The following is a 16,143-nucleotide window of genomic DNA, read 5'->3' as shown; positions in this document are numbered from 1 at the left end:
GCGCTGATGGTACTGCAAACGGAAGTTTGTGGGAGAGTAAGACACCGCCGACCAAAAACTTAACAGTGAACGAGAAAGCGTGATGTATTGATAACCCTTATGAAGCAGGATACCAATACATCACGCTTTTTCTTTTTGTAGGAAACAGGAGATCATGGTAGATCACAACAAGAGTCGGACTTCCCACTCACGAAACAATCATGGTTCAGATCGCCATGGAGGGTCTTCTCGATCCGGTGATTTTAAGAAGCGAAACCAACAGCGTTCATTTAGTAATGATCGCGACCGACGGGAGGAAAGCTTCGGAGGGGATTCCCGGCATCGAAGCGAAAAGCCTCGGCCCCGTCGCCACGGTCAGGACGACCGTCGGCATTCTAATCGCGGAGGTTCAAAGCAGAATAAATCTGTGATCCATGCGCAACGCCCTGGCTACCGAGAAGAACGTATTAATAAGCGAGTCAACGAACCAGATTTGCCGTCAGACCTTGATATCCGCGATTTGGACCCGTTAGTCTTACAAGACTTGAAAGTGCTTTCCAAGGAGAATAGCACCGCTGTAGCAAAGCACATGCTCATGGCTGCTTTACTCATGGAAGATGATCCGCAATTAGCACTACGACATGCTCGTACTGCAAAGGACCGTGCTGGCCGAGTTTCTGTCGTGCGAGAAACTTGTGGTATCGCAGCCTACCATGCCGGTGAGTGGAAGGAAGCGTTGTCTGAACTACGTGCTGCTAGGCGAATGAGTGGCGGACCAGGTTTGGTCGCTGTCATGGCAGACTGTGAACGGGGATTAGGCCGACCAGAAAAAGCCATTGAACTTGCAAAGACAGAGGATTTGACCTCCCTCTCGGTTGCAGATCGCATTGAATTGGGCATCGTTGTGTCCGGAGCTCGGCAGGACTTAGGCCAGGTAGATTCTGCAGTGATGACTTTGGAAGACCTTCATCCTGATCCGTCAAAGATCGAGCATTCGTGGGCTCGGTTGTCCTACGCGTACGCAGATGCATTGCTCGCAGCAGGTCGGGTAGCGGAAGCACGCACATGGTTTGAACACGCAGCTTCCCAAGACCCTGATGAATATCTCGATGCCCGGGAACGAATTGCTGAGCTTTCTTAGTGGTTTGTTCTTGTAGGATGTTGGTTATGAATTCAACAGTGCTTGATCGCTATGACAGTTTGCTCTTCGATTTGGACGGTACGGTTTGGGAAGGTGGCAGACTATTACCGCACGCGGAATCTCTGTTGAATTCCTCGCCGGTCCCGGTGATGTATATAACCAATAATGCCTCCAGGGGGCCAGAAATCGTAGCTGAAATGCTGAATTCGATGGGTGTTGCAGCTACTGCTTCTCAAGTTCTAACCTCCGCTCAGGCTGCTATCGACTTGGCGCTTCAGCATCTTGAGCCCGGTGCCTCCGTTTATGTTCTAGGCGCGGAGTCATTTAAGGCATTGGCCGCAGAAGCAGGGTTTCGCGTTGTCGACACCGCTGACGAATATCCAGCGGCAGTCCTGCACGGACATAATCCGGAAACAGGTTGGCCCCAGCTTTCGGAAGCCGCACTAAGCATTCAGCGTGGCGCACTGTATTTTGCTTCAAACCTGGATACGACATTGCCGATGGAACGTGGGTTGATGGTCGGAAACGGTTCCATGGTCGCTGCGGTAGTCTCTGCGACTGGTGTTCATCCAACATCTGCCGGTAAACCGGAGCCTGCAATGTTTCATTCGGCAGCGCAGCGGCTTTCCTCAGAGAAACCCTTGGCCGTAGGGGATCGACTAAACACAGATATCGCAGGTGGGGTTGCCGCTGGAATGGATACGTTTCATGTGCTCACTGGCGTATCGAAGCACTGGTCATTGGTGTACGCGCCTGTCACGGAGCGTCCTACGTACGTAGCTAAGGACCTCTCAGAGTTGTCTTTGTCTCCGGAACTTCTGACGCCCGGCATCCAAGGTGATTATCGAGTAACACTCGAAGGTAAAGATATCCGAATCACCGACGGTAGCGGTAATCCAGAAGCCGCGCTTCGGAGTGCGCTAACGCTGGCGTGGCGTGACGGTTTTACGTTTGACGGAAAGATCATCGCCGATGGTGAAAAAGCTGAACAAGCTTTGCAACTTTGGGGGTCGTAGATGTCTGATTCAAAGCCTACGCCGTTAACGATGGCCCAGGGGTCCCCGTCGCCGACGGAGATCGTCGAAAAGCTACACGCGATCCTTGAGCAACCAGTCGATTCGTTGTCGGAAGAAGTACAGCAATTATCGACAGCCCATGACGTGCTCCAGCAAGCATTGCAATAAGAAGGAATTCGATTAATGGCCACACTTAAACGCTTAGATGCTGAATTGGTGCGTCGTAAAATCGTACGGTCGAGAGAGCACGCGCAGAATCTCATTAAAGAGAATCGTGTTTTTGTTCAGGGAATATTGGCGACCAAACCCGCAACCCAAGTTTCGATGGAAGCATCAATTCGGGTCGAGGGGGAAGTTAGTGAAGACTGGGCTTCACGGGGTGCACATAAGTTATTGGGCGCACTCAGTGATTTTGAGCCTTTGGGGCTTTCCATCGAAGGCAAAAAGGTCATTGACGCTGGTGCTTCTACGGGTGGTTTCACTGACGTTTTGCTACGGCGCGGAGCACAGGAAGTCGTGGCAGTTGACGTGGGATATGGTCAGTTAATTTGGCGGCTCGCTAACGATCCGAAGGTGACCGTAGTCGATCGTACAAATATCCGGAATCTGACCGAGGAAACATGCGGCGGGCTTTGTGACATGATGGTTGGTGACTTGTCTTTTATTTCTTTGAAGCTAGTGCTACCAGCAATCGCAAATTGCTTAAAAGACGGTGCCGATCTACTACCAATGGTTAAACCACAATTTGAGGTAGGTAAAGAACGGCTGGGAACCGGTGGCGTGGTTCGTAGCCCTGCCTTACGCGCAGAAGTAACCGCCGAAGTCGCTGCATTCGCACAAGATCTCGGGCTATCCTTAAAAGGCGTAGTTGCTTCGCCGCTACCTGGACCTAGCGGTAATGTGGAGTACTTTCTGTGGCTGGTCAAGGACGGCGGCGCTACCACTTTAGATCCCGGGCAAGTTCAAGAAATGGTTGCGGCGGCTGTGGCGGAAGGACCCCAATAATGGTCGAAGATTCGAGCACTCCTCGTAAAGTTTTGCTGGTTCCGCACTCAGGTCGCCGCTCTAACGTGGCTACTGCGGCGCTTGCGGCAGAATTGCTTTACGACGCCAACATTGCGGTTCGCATTTTGGTCCATGAAAAAGACGAAATCATTCCAACCCATCCGATTCTGAGCCTTTTCGAGAAAACCACACACTGCCCTGAAGCCGTTGATGGGGTCGACTTTGTTTTGGTCATGGGGGGTGACGGCACCTTCTTACGTGCCGCCGATTTAGCGCATCATGCCGATCTTCCAGTTTTGGGTATAAATTTGGGGCATATTGGTTTTCTGGCTGAGTGGGAGCGGGACTCCCTAGACGAAGCCGTCAAGCGGGTCATTAGTGGCGAATTTCGCATAGAAGAACGAATGACGATCGATGTTGAGGTTCACAATGCGGAAGGTGAATTAATCGGCACTGGCTGGGCACTTAATGAAATAAGCGTAGAAAACCAAAATCGTAGTGGCGTTTTGGACGCCATTCTGGAAATCGATGGCCGCCCAGTCAATGCATTCGGCTGTGATGGAATTCTGGTTTCGACGCCAACCGGTTCAACAGCCTATGCGTTTTCAGCTGGTGGCCCCGTCTTGTGGCCGGAATTAGATGCGATTTTAGTAGTGCCAAATAACGCGCATGCGCTATTTACTAAGCCGCTCGTGGTTAGTCCACAATCGGTTGTCGCCATCGAATCACGGTCTGAGTCTTTCCCCGCGGTCGTGGTCATGGATGGGTTCCGCAGAATTGATATGCCCGCTGGTTCTCGGGTGGAAGTTGTACGCGGTAAGCGGAGTATCAAATGGGTCAGATTAGACGATCGGCCGTTTACAGATCGCTTGGTTTCCAAACTTCGGTTACCAGTTGATGGTTGGCGTGGTCCTGCGAAGAAGCGAAACACGCGCTAAGACTTAGTACAAATGTTCGCAGTAGGTGTCAAGCTGCGGTACCATGTGGACATGCTCGCTGATATCGCGATTGAAAACCTAGGTGTTATTCCTAGCGAACGTGTAGAACTTAGTAGTGGCCTCACTGTCCTGACGGGTGAAACAGGTGCCGGTAAGACGATGTTTGTCACCGGACTCCGTCTCCTCATTGGAGGCAGGGCCGACGCGAGCCGGGTTCGCACGGGTGCTGAACATGCTGTCGTTGAGGGACGGTTTATGCTTTCAGGTACCCAAGACGCAACCGTGGAGAATGCGGCGGCAATTGTCGCCGAAGCAGGCGGGCAACCAGATGAAAATGGTGAATTTATCGCATCACGAATCGTGAGTTCCGCAGGTCGATCCCGCGCACATCTCGGTGGGCGGGCAGTACCTGCCTCGGTTCTTGGCGATTTTACTAGCGAACTGTTAACGATTCATGGTCAAAACGACCAATTGCGATTGCTTTCTCCCGATCGTCAGTTGGCCGCACTGGATCGGGTCGACCCAAAAATCCTTCCGATACTGGAGAAATACAAAAAGGCATTTCGGCTTTGGCGAAAACTCGATCGTGACTTGGCAAGTCGGTTGGAATCCCGGCGCGAATTGGCTCAAGAAGTGGATCGGTTGCAGTTCGCAATCACCGAAATTAGTGATATCAATCCACAACCTGGTGAAGACGAGCAGCTGGTTTCCGATATTCGGCGTCTGCAAGATGTCGACGAATTAAGGGAACAAGCCGTCAATGCATTAGGCGCGATCGACGGACCCGGAGGGCTTTCTGATTTCGGATTTTCCGGTGGTTCAGAAGCTGAAGGCGCATCTGACCTTCTCGGCCAAGCGAGCAGCTTTTTACGTAACAGTTCTGATCCTGCGTTAAAGGAGCTACAGCTGCGTCTCGATGCAATAACCGCTGAGTTGTCGCAGATAGCTGCAGAACTAGGCGGATTCTTATCCGAGTTGCCCGCCGATCCGGAAGCCTTGGAATCGCTGCTGTTTCGGCAACAAGAGCTGAAAAATTTAACCCGCAAATACGCTCCAAGCATTGATGAAGTCTTAGAATGGGCGGAAAAGGCTCAAGCGAAACTTCATTCGATAGATACGTCACCTGAAGCCTTGAACCAATTGACCCTCGAAGTGACAGCTGCCGAAGAAAATATGAAAAAAGCAGCAGCTACGTTAACAAAAGCACGCAAGAAGGCGGCCAAATTTCTAGAAACGAAAGTTACTGAAGAGCTCCGTGGGTTAGCCATGCCCAAAGCCGTTTTCTCAGTTGCGCTTCACAGCGTCGCTTTTGGCGACGATGGAGCTGATCACATCGAGTTTTTGTTGGCTCCGAATGCCAGTGCAGATCCTAAACCATTGGCTACGTCCGCCTCTGGTGGTGAGCTGTCGCGCGTCATGTTAGCCCTTGAAGTGATCTTGTCGGCTGGTAATCACGGATCGACCTTGGTGTTCGATGAAGTTGACGCTGGCGTCGGCGGACGTGCGGCGGTTGAAATTGGTCGTCGGCTAGCGCGGCTTGCTCAAAATAATCAGGTGATAGTGGTGACCCATTTACCGCAAGTTGCTGCCTACGCGGATAGTCATCTCCATGTCTCTAAAGATGTCAGCGAAGAATCCGTCAGTTCTGGCATTGAACTTCTAACTGAAAACCGGCGAGTAGAGGAACTGGCGCGGATGTTGGCTGGGCTGGACGATACGGATACCGGTCGGGCTCATGCGCGGGAGTTGCTAGATAAAGCCCAGCAAGAGGTTGCGGAATTCCGTACTCGCGGGTGATTTTAGATCGTTTTCTGCGTGGCTACCACATTTTTGGTGGCTAAGCCGCAACAATAGTGCCCATGAGTCTGTTCTCCCGTTCTTCTGATCTACCTGGCGTACAAGGCGCGACTCGTGATCTTTCCGCGAATGGAAAAGGGTTTAAACGTTTAGCTCCAGGTGATTTTGCCATTATTGACGCACCAGATATTTCCCGAGCAATGGCGCAACGCCTAATCGATGCTCGTCCTGCCGCGGTGATTAACGCCGCGAAGTTTAGCACCGGTTCCTTGCCTAATTTTGGTCCACAGATGCTGCTAGAAGCAGGAATTACGTTGGTTGAAGCGGTTGGTGCTGAAGTTTGGCTACCGCTTAAAGATGGTAAAAAAGCCCGGCTGACTGACGATGGCCAATTGTTTTACGGTGAGAAGCTGATAGCGACTGGGCATGTAGTTTCCCAGGGAGAAGCAGAATCAACATTTGTGGAAGCCCAGCAACATTTGGTCGACTACATGGAGGCTTTCTTCGGAAACACCATCCAATTCATCCACTCTGAGGCGCCATTGCTTATCGACGGTTTAGGAGTGCCGGAAGTAGGGGAGGCATTACGCGAACGGAAAGTGGTGGTTGTTAGTCCCGGCGCAGGTTATCAGAACCAGTTAAAAGAGCTGCGCAATTTTATTCGGGAATTTGAGCCTGCAATCATTGGCGTTGATAGCGCGGCCGACACGTTGGTGGAAATGGGGTACAAGCCCGACTTCATTGTCGGCGATCCGTCGAATATTGGCGCAGAAGCTTTGCGAAGTGGTGCCAGGGTCGTCCTACCCGCAGATCCAGACGGTCATGCTCCTGGTTTGGAGCGCATTCAAGACTTAGGTATTGGTGCAATGACGTTTCCGTCTGCTGTTGAGAACTCAACAGATCTGGCATTACTGCTTGCGGATTATCACGAGGCACAGATCGTCGTGAATATCGGTGCTCCGATCACGCTCGACCAGTTATTCGCGCAGGCAGAAAACGCAAGTCCGTCGGCGCTTTTGTCTAGGACTAAGCTCGGACCACGTCTTGTTGATGCTTCTGCTATTTCCAATCTGTATATGATTCGTAGCTCTGGAAACATCGGTTGGCTGTGGGCGCTGTTAGGGATTTTGGTTGCAGTCGCCACGATTGTTGCTATTGCTGGCAGCTCTGGTGATGGGTCATTTAGCGAGAATTTGGTTGATACGTGGAATAACATCGCAGTCTGGTTCCAAGGGCTTTTTAGTTCTGGAAAGGCAGAATAGATCATGAAAAAAGGAAGAGGCAGTATTCTTGTTACGGGTCTTGCGCTTGGTATCGCGGGCGGAGTGGCATTCAGCACGTTTGTTTTATCTCCGAACCTTGCCGGTGGCTTTAACCAATCATTGAATTTCCTTTCGACGGAGCGTGACCTAGCTCAGGAGTCTGCACGTGTCGCGGAAGCACAAGCCAATAGCGCAGATTCTTTTATCCACGCGGTTGCTGAACCTGCTGTTAAAGACAGCCTTGCGGGCAAAACAATAGTGGTTCTTCGTGCAGCGGATGCCGATGATGAGGACGTGAAAAAGCTTGAAGGATTGCTTAAATCGGCGGGAGTGGACAACGTTAGCACCATCACGTTGAAAGAGACCTTTTTCAGCCAGCAGGGTGCTGATGGGATAAAAAACGTTGTGTCGAATACTCTCCCAGCGGGAGCGAAATTGTCTGAGGATAAACTCGATCCAGGCACACATTCAGGTGAGTCTTTAGGCTCAACTTTGATGCTTAATCCAGAAACCGGACAGGCTCAAGCGACCGCAGAGGAACGGGAACTTGGTCTGACCGCACTGCAAGATGCTGGATTTATCGAATACGAAAAAGGATCAGTGCAACCAGCCGACGCCGCAATTTTGGTTATCGGTGATGGTAGTGGTTCTTCTGGTGATGGTTTCACAGAAACCAGTCAAGCGGCGTTTGCGGAAGCATTCGATCAACGCGGTGGGGGCATGGTTGTTGCGGGCCGGATCCATAGCGCTCGCGATACCGGCACAATAGGCAAGATTCGTGCCAATCAACCCGTCCGCGACAACGTATCGACTGTCGATTCTATAAACCGCAGTCTAGGACACATAGCTGCCGTGCTTGCGACAGCAGAACAACTTGGCGGAACTGCAGGCGCCTACGGCTCCGCAGCGAGTGCAGACGCAGCTGCCCCCGCACCGAAGATCCTCGCAGAATAAATAAGGAAGGTTGAACCGCATCATGGCATTCGAATATGAGGTAATCGATTCAAAGATCATTGCCGAGAATTCAATTCTGGCACTTCGAAGTGATGAGGTCACGATGCCAGATGGGTCAACGAGTCATCGAGAAATAGTGGAACACTTTGGAGCCGTTGCGATCGTTGCCTTCGATGGATCAAAGATTGCGATGGTACGGCAGTATCGGCATGCTGTCAATGCTCGGTTGTGGGAACTGCCAGCAGGTCTACTCGACATTGCCAACGAAGACCCGTTGGTGTGCGCACAGCGAGAATTACAAGAAGAGGCAGGCATTGGTGCACGAAACTGGGCCGTTTTGGTTGATGGTATAACAAGCCCTGGTTTTTGTGATGAAGCGGTTCGGATCTATTTAGCGACGGATCTATTTGATGTTAAGCGGCCGAACCGCCAGCACGAAGAGCTGGATATGGAAAACGAATGGGTACCACTTGCGACAGCGGTCGACATGGTGATGAGCGGGCAGATTCATAACCTTATCGCTGTTGCAGGAATAATGTGTGCAGATAACGTAATCAGCCGCGATGCTAAGCCCCAAGAATATGACTCTGATTTCGTGTTGCGGCCAACCGCCCTAGCTGCTCGTCGACAAGCACAAGGACTTTTAGGCGATATGAAACAGGTCGTTCGTGACTAATCCGAATGACCTTGCCACAGAATGGCTCATGCACCTAAACGTCGAAAAAGGGGCGAGTGTAAATACTTTAAGCAATTATCGACGTGATCTCGATCGATACACGAAATGGCTAGACTCCATTGGTATAAATGACCTGAAGTCTGTGACCTCTAGCCATATCGAAAGCTATGTTGCGGATCTTCGCAGAGGTGACGAATCCGAGGGCAGAAAACCGTTGGCAGCAAGTTCGGTTGCTCGGGCATTGATAGTAGTGCGGGGTTTGCATAAGTTCGGGCTAACTGAGGGGAAGTTATCCATCGATGTGGCTTCAGAAGTTTCGCCACCAAGTACTGGGCGTCATTTGCCAGACACGCTGAGTATTGATGAAGTAACCAAACTCATTGAGACTATCCCGCAGGGAGAGCATGCCAGCGCCACTGACTTACGTGACAGAGCATTGGTTGAATTGCTCTATGGAAGCGGGGCCCGTATCGGCGAGGTGATGGGGCTTTCGGTTGACGACTTCAATTTTGCCGAAGAGTTTCTTCGCATAACAGGTAAAGGCAATAAACAACGGTTGGTTCCGGTTGGTTCGTTAGCGCGTGCCGCAATCGACCAGTATCTAGTACGTGGTCGTCCCGCCCTTGCGACAGGCTCGTCGCATGGCTTATTCCTCAATAAACGCGGTGGGGCATTGTCCCGCCAAAGTGCATGGGCAATCATTAAAACCGCTGCGGAACGTGCAGGAATAACGAAGGACATATCACCACACACCCTTCGACACAGCTTTGCGACGCACATGTTGGAAGGTGGTGCAGATGTCCGTGTAGTACAGGAACTGTTGGGGCATTCATCGGTGACAACCACCCAAATCTACACGCATGTGACGGCTGAAAACTTACGGTCAGTGTGGGCAACTGCGCATCCGCGCGCGTGAAATGTTAAAGAAATATTTTAATTGATTAAATTTAAAATAGGTTTTCCTGCACGGTTTTAGCGGGTTTGCAAGAAGGGGTTCGCGCGAAGTTGAGAAGTGCCCGATTGTTGAAAGTAACATGATTACTGCATGTATATGGGGGTAATTCCGTCCGGTTGAATATATAGACGGCTCTTGTGCGGGCGCAGGTTATGTGCTAGTTGGCGGGTGCGGTGTACTTTTTATCGGCACCCCCGGAGGCGAAAAAGCTGCGAAGCTTAATGAACTATATAAAAATACTGTGTCGTAACCTTGGGATCGTCCTGAGGGTTCTTTAAGGAGATTCGTATGTCCACCAAGCGTCGCCAACTTATGGCTATTGCACTTTCCGCTGCTGTCGCAACGTCGTCAAGCGTCGTAGTTGTACAAGCCCAAGAAGCTGTAGCACCTGGTGCTCAGGTTCAGTGCCTTCCAAATCGCCAGCCTGCCGAGCCAATCGACAACACCAACGCAACGTTCTTCGTTGTTGGAAAAGATCGGGTTCAGGCTACCGATACTGGTGTAACCATCAACCTCGGTGTTCGGGACCTTGCTTCCTTGGTCACCGGACTTGGCGTGAAGTCGGTCGACGGAATCGCCCGAATTCTCGATGGTCTTGAGTTCCGTGTCATTGACGTTGATGGCAACTTGATTGAAAACGCGGAATTTAAGCTGAATGAGTCCGAGCGTAAAATCTCGGTGGATTTCAAAGCTAAGCCAGACAACCCGTTCTACATTGAAATCATCGGTACCGAAGATGCGCCGGAAGTACAGCCAGACGCACCGAAAGCGCCTGCCGAAGAGGCTGGTGACAAGGCTGGTAGCGAAGCTGAAGGTTCCCAGAAGGATGGCGAAGCCGCTGGTGCCGATGGCGCAGCATCTGCAGCAACGCATTCCGATGCAGCACCTGCTGCAGCTGGATCGGATGTAGCTGCAGCTCCTGCAACTGATTCCGACTCCGGTAAGCAGGATGCAGCTGCTAAGGCGAAGAAGGTTGTCAAGGTATTCATTCGGGTAACCCACTCCGATTCCTTCACTGGCTGCAAGAACAAGGAAGGTCGCGACCCAGAGCGGGAAAAGGGCCACACTGCAGTTGGCCTGGGCAACCTGTCGTCCATTGCGAAGAACGGATCTTCGACCCTTGCCGGAATTGGCAAAGAGCAGCTTTCCTCCGACAACAGTAAACTGCCTAAGCAAGCACGCACTGGCATTATTGCAGGTATTGCTGCTATCGCGGTGATCGTTGTTGGCGCATTGCTTGCAACCATTGGCGGTTTCGCTCACTTTGTTAACAAGTTCATTCGTCGCTAAAACTTCCGCGACAGTACTCTGTAAACCAGGCCCCCAGCGTATTTGACTTGATAGTTAAAGGCTGGGGGCTTGACCATATGGCGACTGCCATTTCTCCGACGTATTCGCGCTAAACTTTCACACGAGTTGACCTGAAGAATTACAACCGTGTCATTCAATCCACTAGACGTCGGTATGTCAACATGGTTGTAGGAACGTCGAAAAGCTACAATAACCAACAAGCAGCGATCTTAGTCAAGGAAGAGGGATTGTCATGAAAAACTCGGGCAAAAAGGAAACCCCCGAGCAGGAGATCGGCTTAACCGGTCGCCCGTTACGTGAATTCCCAGAGCCACGACCTCTCGACCACCATGGCCCAGCGAAGATAATCAGCATGTGTAACCAAAAGGGCGGCGTTGGCAAAACCACTTCGACGATTAACCTTGGTGCCTGTTTGGCGGAAGCAGGCCGTAAAGTCCTATTGGTGGATTTAGATCCACAAGGCGCGCTCTCGGCTGGTTTGGGGGTTGCTTACAACGAATTGGACTTGACTGTCTATAACTTGCTGGTAGATCCGAGTACATCGATCCATAACGCGATTCACAAAACCGGTGTACCTGGTCTCGATTTGGTACCCGCAAATATTGATCTGTCTGCCGCGGAAATCCAATTGGTTAACGAGGTTGGGCGCGAGCAGACCCTTGCCCGGGCGTTGCGGCCAGTCATGAAAGACTACGACTTCATTATCTTGGACTGTCAGCCATCCTTAGGTCTATTGACAGTCAATGCGCTGGCCTGCTCCCATGGCGTGCTCATTCCTATGGAATGTGAATACTTCTCTCTCCGGGGATTGGCGCTACTAACAGACACAGTCGAAAAAGTACGTGATCGACTCAACTTCAATCTCGAAATTGTCGGTATCTTGGTGACGATGTTTGATCGCCGAACCTCTCATGCCCGTGAGGTTATGTCCCGCGTTGTCGAAGTCTTCAATGAATTGGTTTTTGACACGGTTATCACTCGTACCGTTCGTTTTCCGGAAACATCGGTGGCTGGCGAACCCATCATTATGTGGGCGCCTTCATCACCTGGCGCGCAACAGTATCGCCAACTTGCTCGGGAAGTATTAGAACGGACGGACGGATAGGGGATCCGAAAGCCACATAGGATTATGGATTTAGGTGCAGGAAATTTTTCCGATGAAGGTATCGATGTTACTGATTCGGTTTTTCGTGATACGTCGGATTCTGCCCCTGAACAGCCGGAAATAACAGGCTTTCGGATAGTTCTCAATAACTTCGAAGGGCCATTTGACCTGTTGCTGCAACTGATTTCTGCCAAAAAGTTGGACATTACTGACGTGGCGTTGGCTCAGGTTACTGACGATTTTGTGGCCTACACTAAGGCGCTTGGCGAATCTGCTGATTTAGATGAAGTAACGGAATTCCTTGTTGTTGCGGCGACGCTATTAGATTTGAAAGCTGCTCGGTTGGTTCCGCGGGGCGAAGTAGACAGTGAAGAGGATTTAGCGCTGTTGGAAACGCGTGATCTTCTCTTTGCTCGCTTGCTCCAATACAAAGCGTATAAACAGGTCGCGGATCTGTTTGCTAGGTGGCAGACTCAGGCTCAGGCTCGGTATCCGCGGGCAGTTGGTATGGAAGAGCAATTTGTTGATTTGCTTCCGCCTATCACTATCGGCCATAACCCGGCTAGTTTTGCGCATGTAGCGGCTGGGGTTTTTCGACCGAAGCCGCCCGAGGTTGTCGGGGTTGACCATATCCACAACGTCCCAGTTTCGGTGCCGGAACAGGCGGGTAAAATCCTTGATCTGTTGCGGCTGATGGGGCCGCATAACTGGTTAAATTTCAACGCATTAACGAGGGACTGCACGGCCTCGATGCAGGTTGTCGGGCGGTTTCTTGCTCTGCTGGAGTTATACAAGGCACAAGCTATCGGCATTGAACAGGAAGAGTCCTTGGGGGAGCTTCGGGTGAAATGGACGGGGCTTGAAGTCGATCCAGCAGTTGTTGCGGCTAGCAATTGGGAATAGGTTGGGTGCGATTCTCGTATTCGCCTGCGGTAATTATAAGATTGAAAGTGACAATAGCCCGGTTCAAGCTGATGAATGTCAATGGTGTGGCTTGGTTGATAGTGCGGAGCGATTCATGGGGATAATTGTGGTGTCTGGTTTGGCATCAGGGGTTGGAAAGACTACCGCAGCTGCAGCAATCGTTCGGGTTTTGCAGGATCGGGGTCGAAATGTCATTCCAGTCAAGGTAGCGCGCTTGCAGAAACCGCATGCGCAACTGGATATCGGAACGATCAGAAAACTGACGGGTATTTCTGGTGCAGATTTTTCGGATGACCCAGATCCGCTTGGACGTGTCAATGAGCTAGTTCAAGCAGGGCGAACTGTTGTCGTTGAAGGCTCTGGAGGGTTAAGCGTGCCGCTACGCGGCGCGGATACGATAGCCCATATTGCGCATCATCTGGATGCACCTCTCGTGGTGGTATCTGGCATGGATCCAGGGGCGGTGGATCTCGCTGTCGCTGCTGTGGAGTTCGCACATTCATGCGGTGCACGAGTGGAAGGATTATTGGGTGGCAAATTACCAGCGGGCGCTGATCTGCGCACTCGATTGACCCTGATGGAGGTGTCAAAAGCAACTGGAGTACCATTTTTGGGAAGTCTCAACGATGGGGTTGGTTCGCTCGGTGCGGAAGCGTTTGCGCAGGCTACTCGGACGATTTTTCTCCCTGAGCATTGGTAGTGCTCGTCTCACGACGGTTTACGGATGCAAAACCGCGCTACATGAACTTTCGTAGCTACACTTAAAACCGCTTATATAACGTGATGTATTTTTAGCCGATGGCATTAAGGAACTAACACGATGGAAATAATGGTAGGTCTGATTGGGCTGCTATTTGCCACAGTAATAATGGTTGCTATTGGTGACCGGTGGGGACTTCCTTGGCCCGTTTTGCTGACTATCCTCGCAGCAGGTGCCATTTTTATTCCGGGTATACCGCAGGTCCACATAGATAGTGAGTTGATGCTGCCGGTGTTTATTCCTCCGTTGTTGTGGGCGCTGGCGCGCCGAACGTCGTGGGCTCAAATTCGGCACCATTGGCGCTCGATAATGTTGTTGTCGGTGTTGTTGGTGCTGGTGACGGCATTCGCAGTAGGCGTCACTGCATATCTTTTGGTTCCGGCGTTGTCGTTGGCTGGAGCAATTGTTATCGGGGCTGCGGTTTCCCCACCTGACCCAGTTGCGGTGGATGCCGTTGCCGAGCCAGCAGGTGTTCCCCGTCGGTTGACAAATACATTACAAACTGAGGGTCTGTTCAATGACGCGGCGTCAATTCTTGTATTTAACCTGGGCCTGAGTGTATTGGTTCAAGGGAATTCGGTGACGTGGTGGCAGGCGATTTTGACCTTCATATACTCCACAGGGGTTGCGATCTTGATCGGCTGGCTGATTGGCATTTCGGCGGCATGGCTTACCGGCTGGATGACGTCTTCGGTTGCACGTAATGCATTCACGTGGGTTATTCCGTTTGCGACTTTTCTTGCCGCTGAGGCATTCCATGCATCTGGTGTGGTAGCTATCGTCATCGCTGCGATTGAGTTTAATTCCCGGGTGGATGTTGAGGCTGAGGACCGGTTGTCTGGTACGGCCTTTTGGGAAATAGTCGAAATGCTGTTCACCGGTGTGGCCTTTGGCTTGATTGGGATCATGGTGCGAGATGCCATTGTCGAAGTGGGTTCCGATTTGTGGAATGCCGTGTGGCTTGGTCTCGTACTTTCGTTGGTAGCGATTGCGGTTCGTGGCTTGTGGTTCTTGGCGATTTACCGCGTAAATAAACATTTCAATCGCCGGTGCGGTGCTCCACTCCGATTGCAGGAAGTGTTGTTACTAACATGGGCTGGCATGCGGGGGTTGGTGACCTTAGCGTTGGTTTTATCTATCCCGGTTACCTCGGGTTTCGGTCTGTATCACGAACTACCAGTCATCGCTTTAGTCGTCGTTTTTATCACCATGGTCCTTCCTGGGCTAACGCTGCCGTGGTTGATGAAACGTCTGTCGTTGGATGCCGGGCCAGATGCGTTTGGCGATCTTGCGCGGGAAGAACTGGTAAATCGCGCCCGCCGGGTTGCGTATGAGCATATCCTTTCCCGCGCGGATGAAATCGGGCAAGGTCGTGCCCAGGCGATGATGACTCGCTTTGATGAGCTTTCTCACCTTGAGGATTTCGAGGATGAACGGCTATCACCAGAAAAGCGGCGTGAGCGCCTACTGCAGATCCGATCGATCATGCAGGAAACGCAGTTGGAAGCCTTGGAAGCTGCCCAAAAGGAACTACTCTCGGCTCGCCGTGAGCGTAACGTTGATCCGGCGATCTTAGATGAGGTGCTTTTCGACGTCGACAGGCAGATCATTGGTGCTAAGGCGAAGCGAGCTCACTACCAAAATATTGATGTCAATCGTAGTAGCTAATCTGTTGGCGATAAGCTGACGGTTGAAGTAAACCCGAAGAAACGTGTTTTTATGTCTACAGAATCAGTAAAGCCGATGATTTCTCCCTTACGCTCTCAACTCGAGTCCATCCTGTTAGTAATCGATAATCCGGCAACGGTTTCAGCGCTGGCAACTGCTACGGAAAGCCAGCCGGAAACTGTACTGAACCAACTTCGCAGCATTCAGAAGGAACTCGATGATCGGGGGAGCGGGATGGATCTGCGGGAAACCTCCGAAGGGTGGCGTCTTTATACCCGGCAATCAAATGCGCCAGTAGTTGAGAAGTTTTTACTTGATGGCACTCAATCGAAACTTTCCCGTGCGGCATTAGAAACTCTCGCAGTCGTTGCCTATCGCCAACCTGCAACACGGGCTCAAGTATCTGCTGTTCGAGGCGTCAACGTTGACGGAGTGATGCGGACGCTTGCGTTACGAGGGTTAATCCGTGAGGTCGATACGGAACCGATTTCAGGTGCGCACCGATACGAAACGACAGAGCTATTTTTAGAACTACTAGGCATAGATTCGCTTGAGCGGCTGCCGGATCTGGCACCTCTGCTTCCAGAAATCGATTCCATAGACGAGTTTGAGCTGCCGTAGTTGTTACTGGCATCGTCTATAACTCCAACAA

General features: G+C 51.4%; 16 protein-coding genes. All 16 read left to right on the top strand.

The window, feature by feature from the left end; all coding sequences use genetic code 11:
- Nucleotides 1–154: 154 nt before the first annotated feature.
- The 16 genes from Q4D85_RS05915 to scpB all read left to right on the top strand — a co-directional run bounded on the left by Q4D85_RS05915 (nucleotide 155) and on the right by scpB (nucleotide 16,112).
- Nucleotides 155–1,120, top strand: a complete 966-nt coding sequence (locus Q4D85_RS05915; RefSeq protein ID WP_303198904.1) for a tetratricopeptide repeat protein — start codon at nucleotides 155–157, stop codon at nucleotides 1,118–1,120.
- Nucleotides 1,121–1,146: 26 nt separating this feature from the next.
- Entirely contained in the window at nucleotides 1,147–2,136 is a 990-nt protein-coding gene (locus Q4D85_RS05910) for an HAD-IIA family hydrolase (protein ID WP_303198902.1), read from the top strand.
- Nucleotides 2,137–2,304: a hypothetical protein gene (locus Q4D85_RS05905; RefSeq protein WP_303198900.1), complete on the top strand. Its 168-nt coding sequence runs from the start codon at nucleotides 2,137–2,139 to the stop codon at nucleotides 2,302–2,304.
- A gap of 15 nt (nucleotides 2,305–2,319) precedes the next feature.
- Complete coding sequence (locus Q4D85_RS05900) at nucleotides 2,320–3,141, top strand: TlyA family RNA methyltransferase (RefSeq protein ID WP_303198899.1); 822 nt, start codon at nucleotides 2,320–2,322, stop codon at nucleotides 3,139–3,141.
- Nucleotides 3,141–4,079, top strand: coding sequence for an NAD kinase (locus Q4D85_RS05895; RefSeq protein WP_303198898.1), 939 nt, complete (start codon nucleotides 3,141–3,143; stop codon nucleotides 4,077–4,079). The genes Q4D85_RS05900 and Q4D85_RS05895 overlap by 1 nt, the downstream gene beginning before the upstream one ends.
- Before the next feature lie 51 nt (nucleotides 4,080–4,130).
- On the top strand, nucleotides 4,131–5,876 hold the full coding sequence (gene recN / locus Q4D85_RS05890) for a DNA repair protein RecN (protein WP_303198913.1): 1,746 nt from the start codon (nucleotides 4,131–4,133) through the stop codon (nucleotides 5,874–5,876).
- A 53-nt stretch (nucleotides 5,877–5,929) separates the two neighbouring features.
- On the top strand, nucleotides 5,930–7,138 hold the full coding sequence (gene steA, locus Q4D85_RS05885) for a putative cytokinetic ring protein SteA (RefSeq protein ID WP_303198912.1): 1,209 nt from the start codon (nucleotides 5,930–5,932) through the stop codon (nucleotides 7,136–7,138).
- A gap of 3 nt (nucleotides 7,139–7,141) precedes the next feature.
- Nucleotides 7,142–8,092 carry a copper transporter gene (locus Q4D85_RS05880; RefSeq protein WP_303198897.1) on the top strand — a complete coding sequence of 317 codons (951 nt, stop codon included), beginning with the start codon at nucleotides 7,142–7,144 and terminating at the stop codon, nucleotides 8,090–8,092.
- Between the two features lie 22 nt (nucleotides 8,093–8,114).
- Nucleotides 8,115–8,768, top strand: coding sequence for an NUDIX hydrolase (locus Q4D85_RS05875; protein WP_303198896.1), 654 nt, complete (start codon nucleotides 8,115–8,117; stop codon nucleotides 8,766–8,768).
- Nucleotides 8,761–9,684, top strand: coding sequence for a site-specific tyrosine recombinase XerD (gene xerD / locus Q4D85_RS05870; RefSeq protein ID WP_303198895.1), 924 nt, complete (start codon nucleotides 8,761–8,763; stop codon nucleotides 9,682–9,684). Before Q4D85_RS05875 ends, xerD begins: the two co-directional genes overlap by 8 nt.
- Nucleotides 9,685–10,011: 327 nt before the next feature.
- Nucleotides 10,012–11,013: a hypothetical protein gene (locus tag Q4D85_RS05865; RefSeq protein ID WP_303198894.1), complete on the top strand. Its 1,002-nt coding sequence runs from the start codon at nucleotides 10,012–10,014 to the stop codon at nucleotides 11,011–11,013.
- Between the two features lie 253 nt (nucleotides 11,014–11,266).
- Nucleotides 11,267–12,139, top strand: a complete 873-nt coding sequence (locus Q4D85_RS05860) for a ParA family protein (RefSeq protein WP_303198892.1) — start codon at nucleotides 11,267–11,269, stop codon at nucleotides 12,137–12,139.
- Between the two features lie 24 nt (nucleotides 12,140–12,163).
- Entirely contained in the window at nucleotides 12,164–13,042 is an 879-nt protein-coding gene (locus tag Q4D85_RS05855; RefSeq protein ID WP_303198891.1) for a ScpA family protein, read from the top strand.
- 115 nt (nucleotides 13,043–13,157) lie between these two features.
- Entirely contained in the window at nucleotides 13,158–13,763 is a 606-nt protein-coding gene (gene bioD / locus Q4D85_RS05850; RefSeq protein WP_303198890.1) for an ATP-dependent dethiobiotin synthetase BioD, read from the top strand.
- Nucleotides 13,764–13,883: 120 nt separating this feature from the next.
- Entirely contained in the window at nucleotides 13,884–15,491 is a 1,608-nt protein-coding gene (locus Q4D85_RS05845; RefSeq protein WP_303198888.1) for a sodium:proton antiporter, read from the top strand.
- 75 nt (nucleotides 15,492–15,566) lie between these two features.
- Entirely contained in the window at nucleotides 15,567–16,112 is a 546-nt protein-coding gene (gene scpB / locus Q4D85_RS05840) for an SMC-Scp complex subunit ScpB (protein ID WP_303198911.1), read from the top strand.
- Nucleotides 16,113–16,143 lie beyond the last annotated feature (31 nt).

This window comes from Corynebacterium sp., from assembly GCF_030532965.1.
In the GTDB taxonomy this organism is placed as follows: Bacteria; Actinomycetota; Actinomycetes; order Mycobacteriales; family Mycobacteriaceae; genus Corynebacterium.
The sequence above is the reverse complement of the archived record's forward strand: the minus strand, read 5'-3'. Positions and strand labels throughout refer to the sequence as shown.

Bases quoted from the DNA above. Each gene is read 5' to 3' on its own strand.
- Q4D85_RS05915 (WP_303198904.1), top strand. From the start codon at position 155: ATGGTAGATCACAACAAGAGTCGGACTTCCCACTCACGAAACAATCAT.
- Q4D85_RS05910 (WP_303198902.1), top strand. From the start codon at position 1,147: ATGAATTCAACAGTGCTTGATCGCTATGACAGTTTGCTCTTCGATTTG.
- Q4D85_RS05905 (WP_303198900.1), top strand. From the start codon at position 2,137: ATGTCTGATTCAAAGCCTACGCCGTTAACGATGGCCCAGGGGTCCCCG.
- Q4D85_RS05900 (WP_303198899.1), top strand. From the start codon at position 2,320: ATGGCCACACTTAAACGCTTAGATGCTGAATTGGTGCGTCGTAAAATC.
- Q4D85_RS05895 (WP_303198898.1), top strand. From the start codon at position 3,141: ATGGTCGAAGATTCGAGCACTCCTCGTAAAGTTTTGCTGGTTCCGCAC.
- recN (WP_303198913.1), top strand. From the start codon at position 4,131: ATGCTCGCTGATATCGCGATTGAAAACCTAGGTGTTATTCCTAGCGAA.
- Q4D85_RS05880 (WP_303198897.1), top strand. From the start codon at position 7,142: ATGAAAAAAGGAAGAGGCAGTATTCTTGTTACGGGTCTTGCGCTTGGT.
- Q4D85_RS05875 (WP_303198896.1), top strand. From the start codon at position 8,115: ATGGCATTCGAATATGAGGTAATCGATTCAAAGATCATTGCCGAGAAT.
- Q4D85_RS05865 (WP_303198894.1), top strand. From the start codon at position 10,012: ATGTCCACCAAGCGTCGCCAACTTATGGCTATTGCACTTTCCGCTGCT.
- Q4D85_RS05860 (WP_303198892.1), top strand. From the start codon at position 11,267: ATGAAAAACTCGGGCAAAAAGGAAACCCCCGAGCAGGAGATCGGCTTA.
- Q4D85_RS05855 (WP_303198891.1), top strand. From the start codon at position 12,164: ATGGATTTAGGTGCAGGAAATTTTTCCGATGAAGGTATCGATGTTACT.
- bioD (WP_303198890.1), top strand. From the start codon at position 13,158: ATGGGGATAATTGTGGTGTCTGGTTTGGCATCAGGGGTTGGAAAGACT.
- Q4D85_RS05845 (WP_303198888.1), top strand. From the start codon at position 13,884: ATGGAAATAATGGTAGGTCTGATTGGGCTGCTATTTGCCACAGTAATA.
- scpB (WP_303198911.1), top strand. From the start codon at position 15,567: ATGATTTCTCCCTTACGCTCTCAACTCGAGTCCATCCTGTTAGTAATC.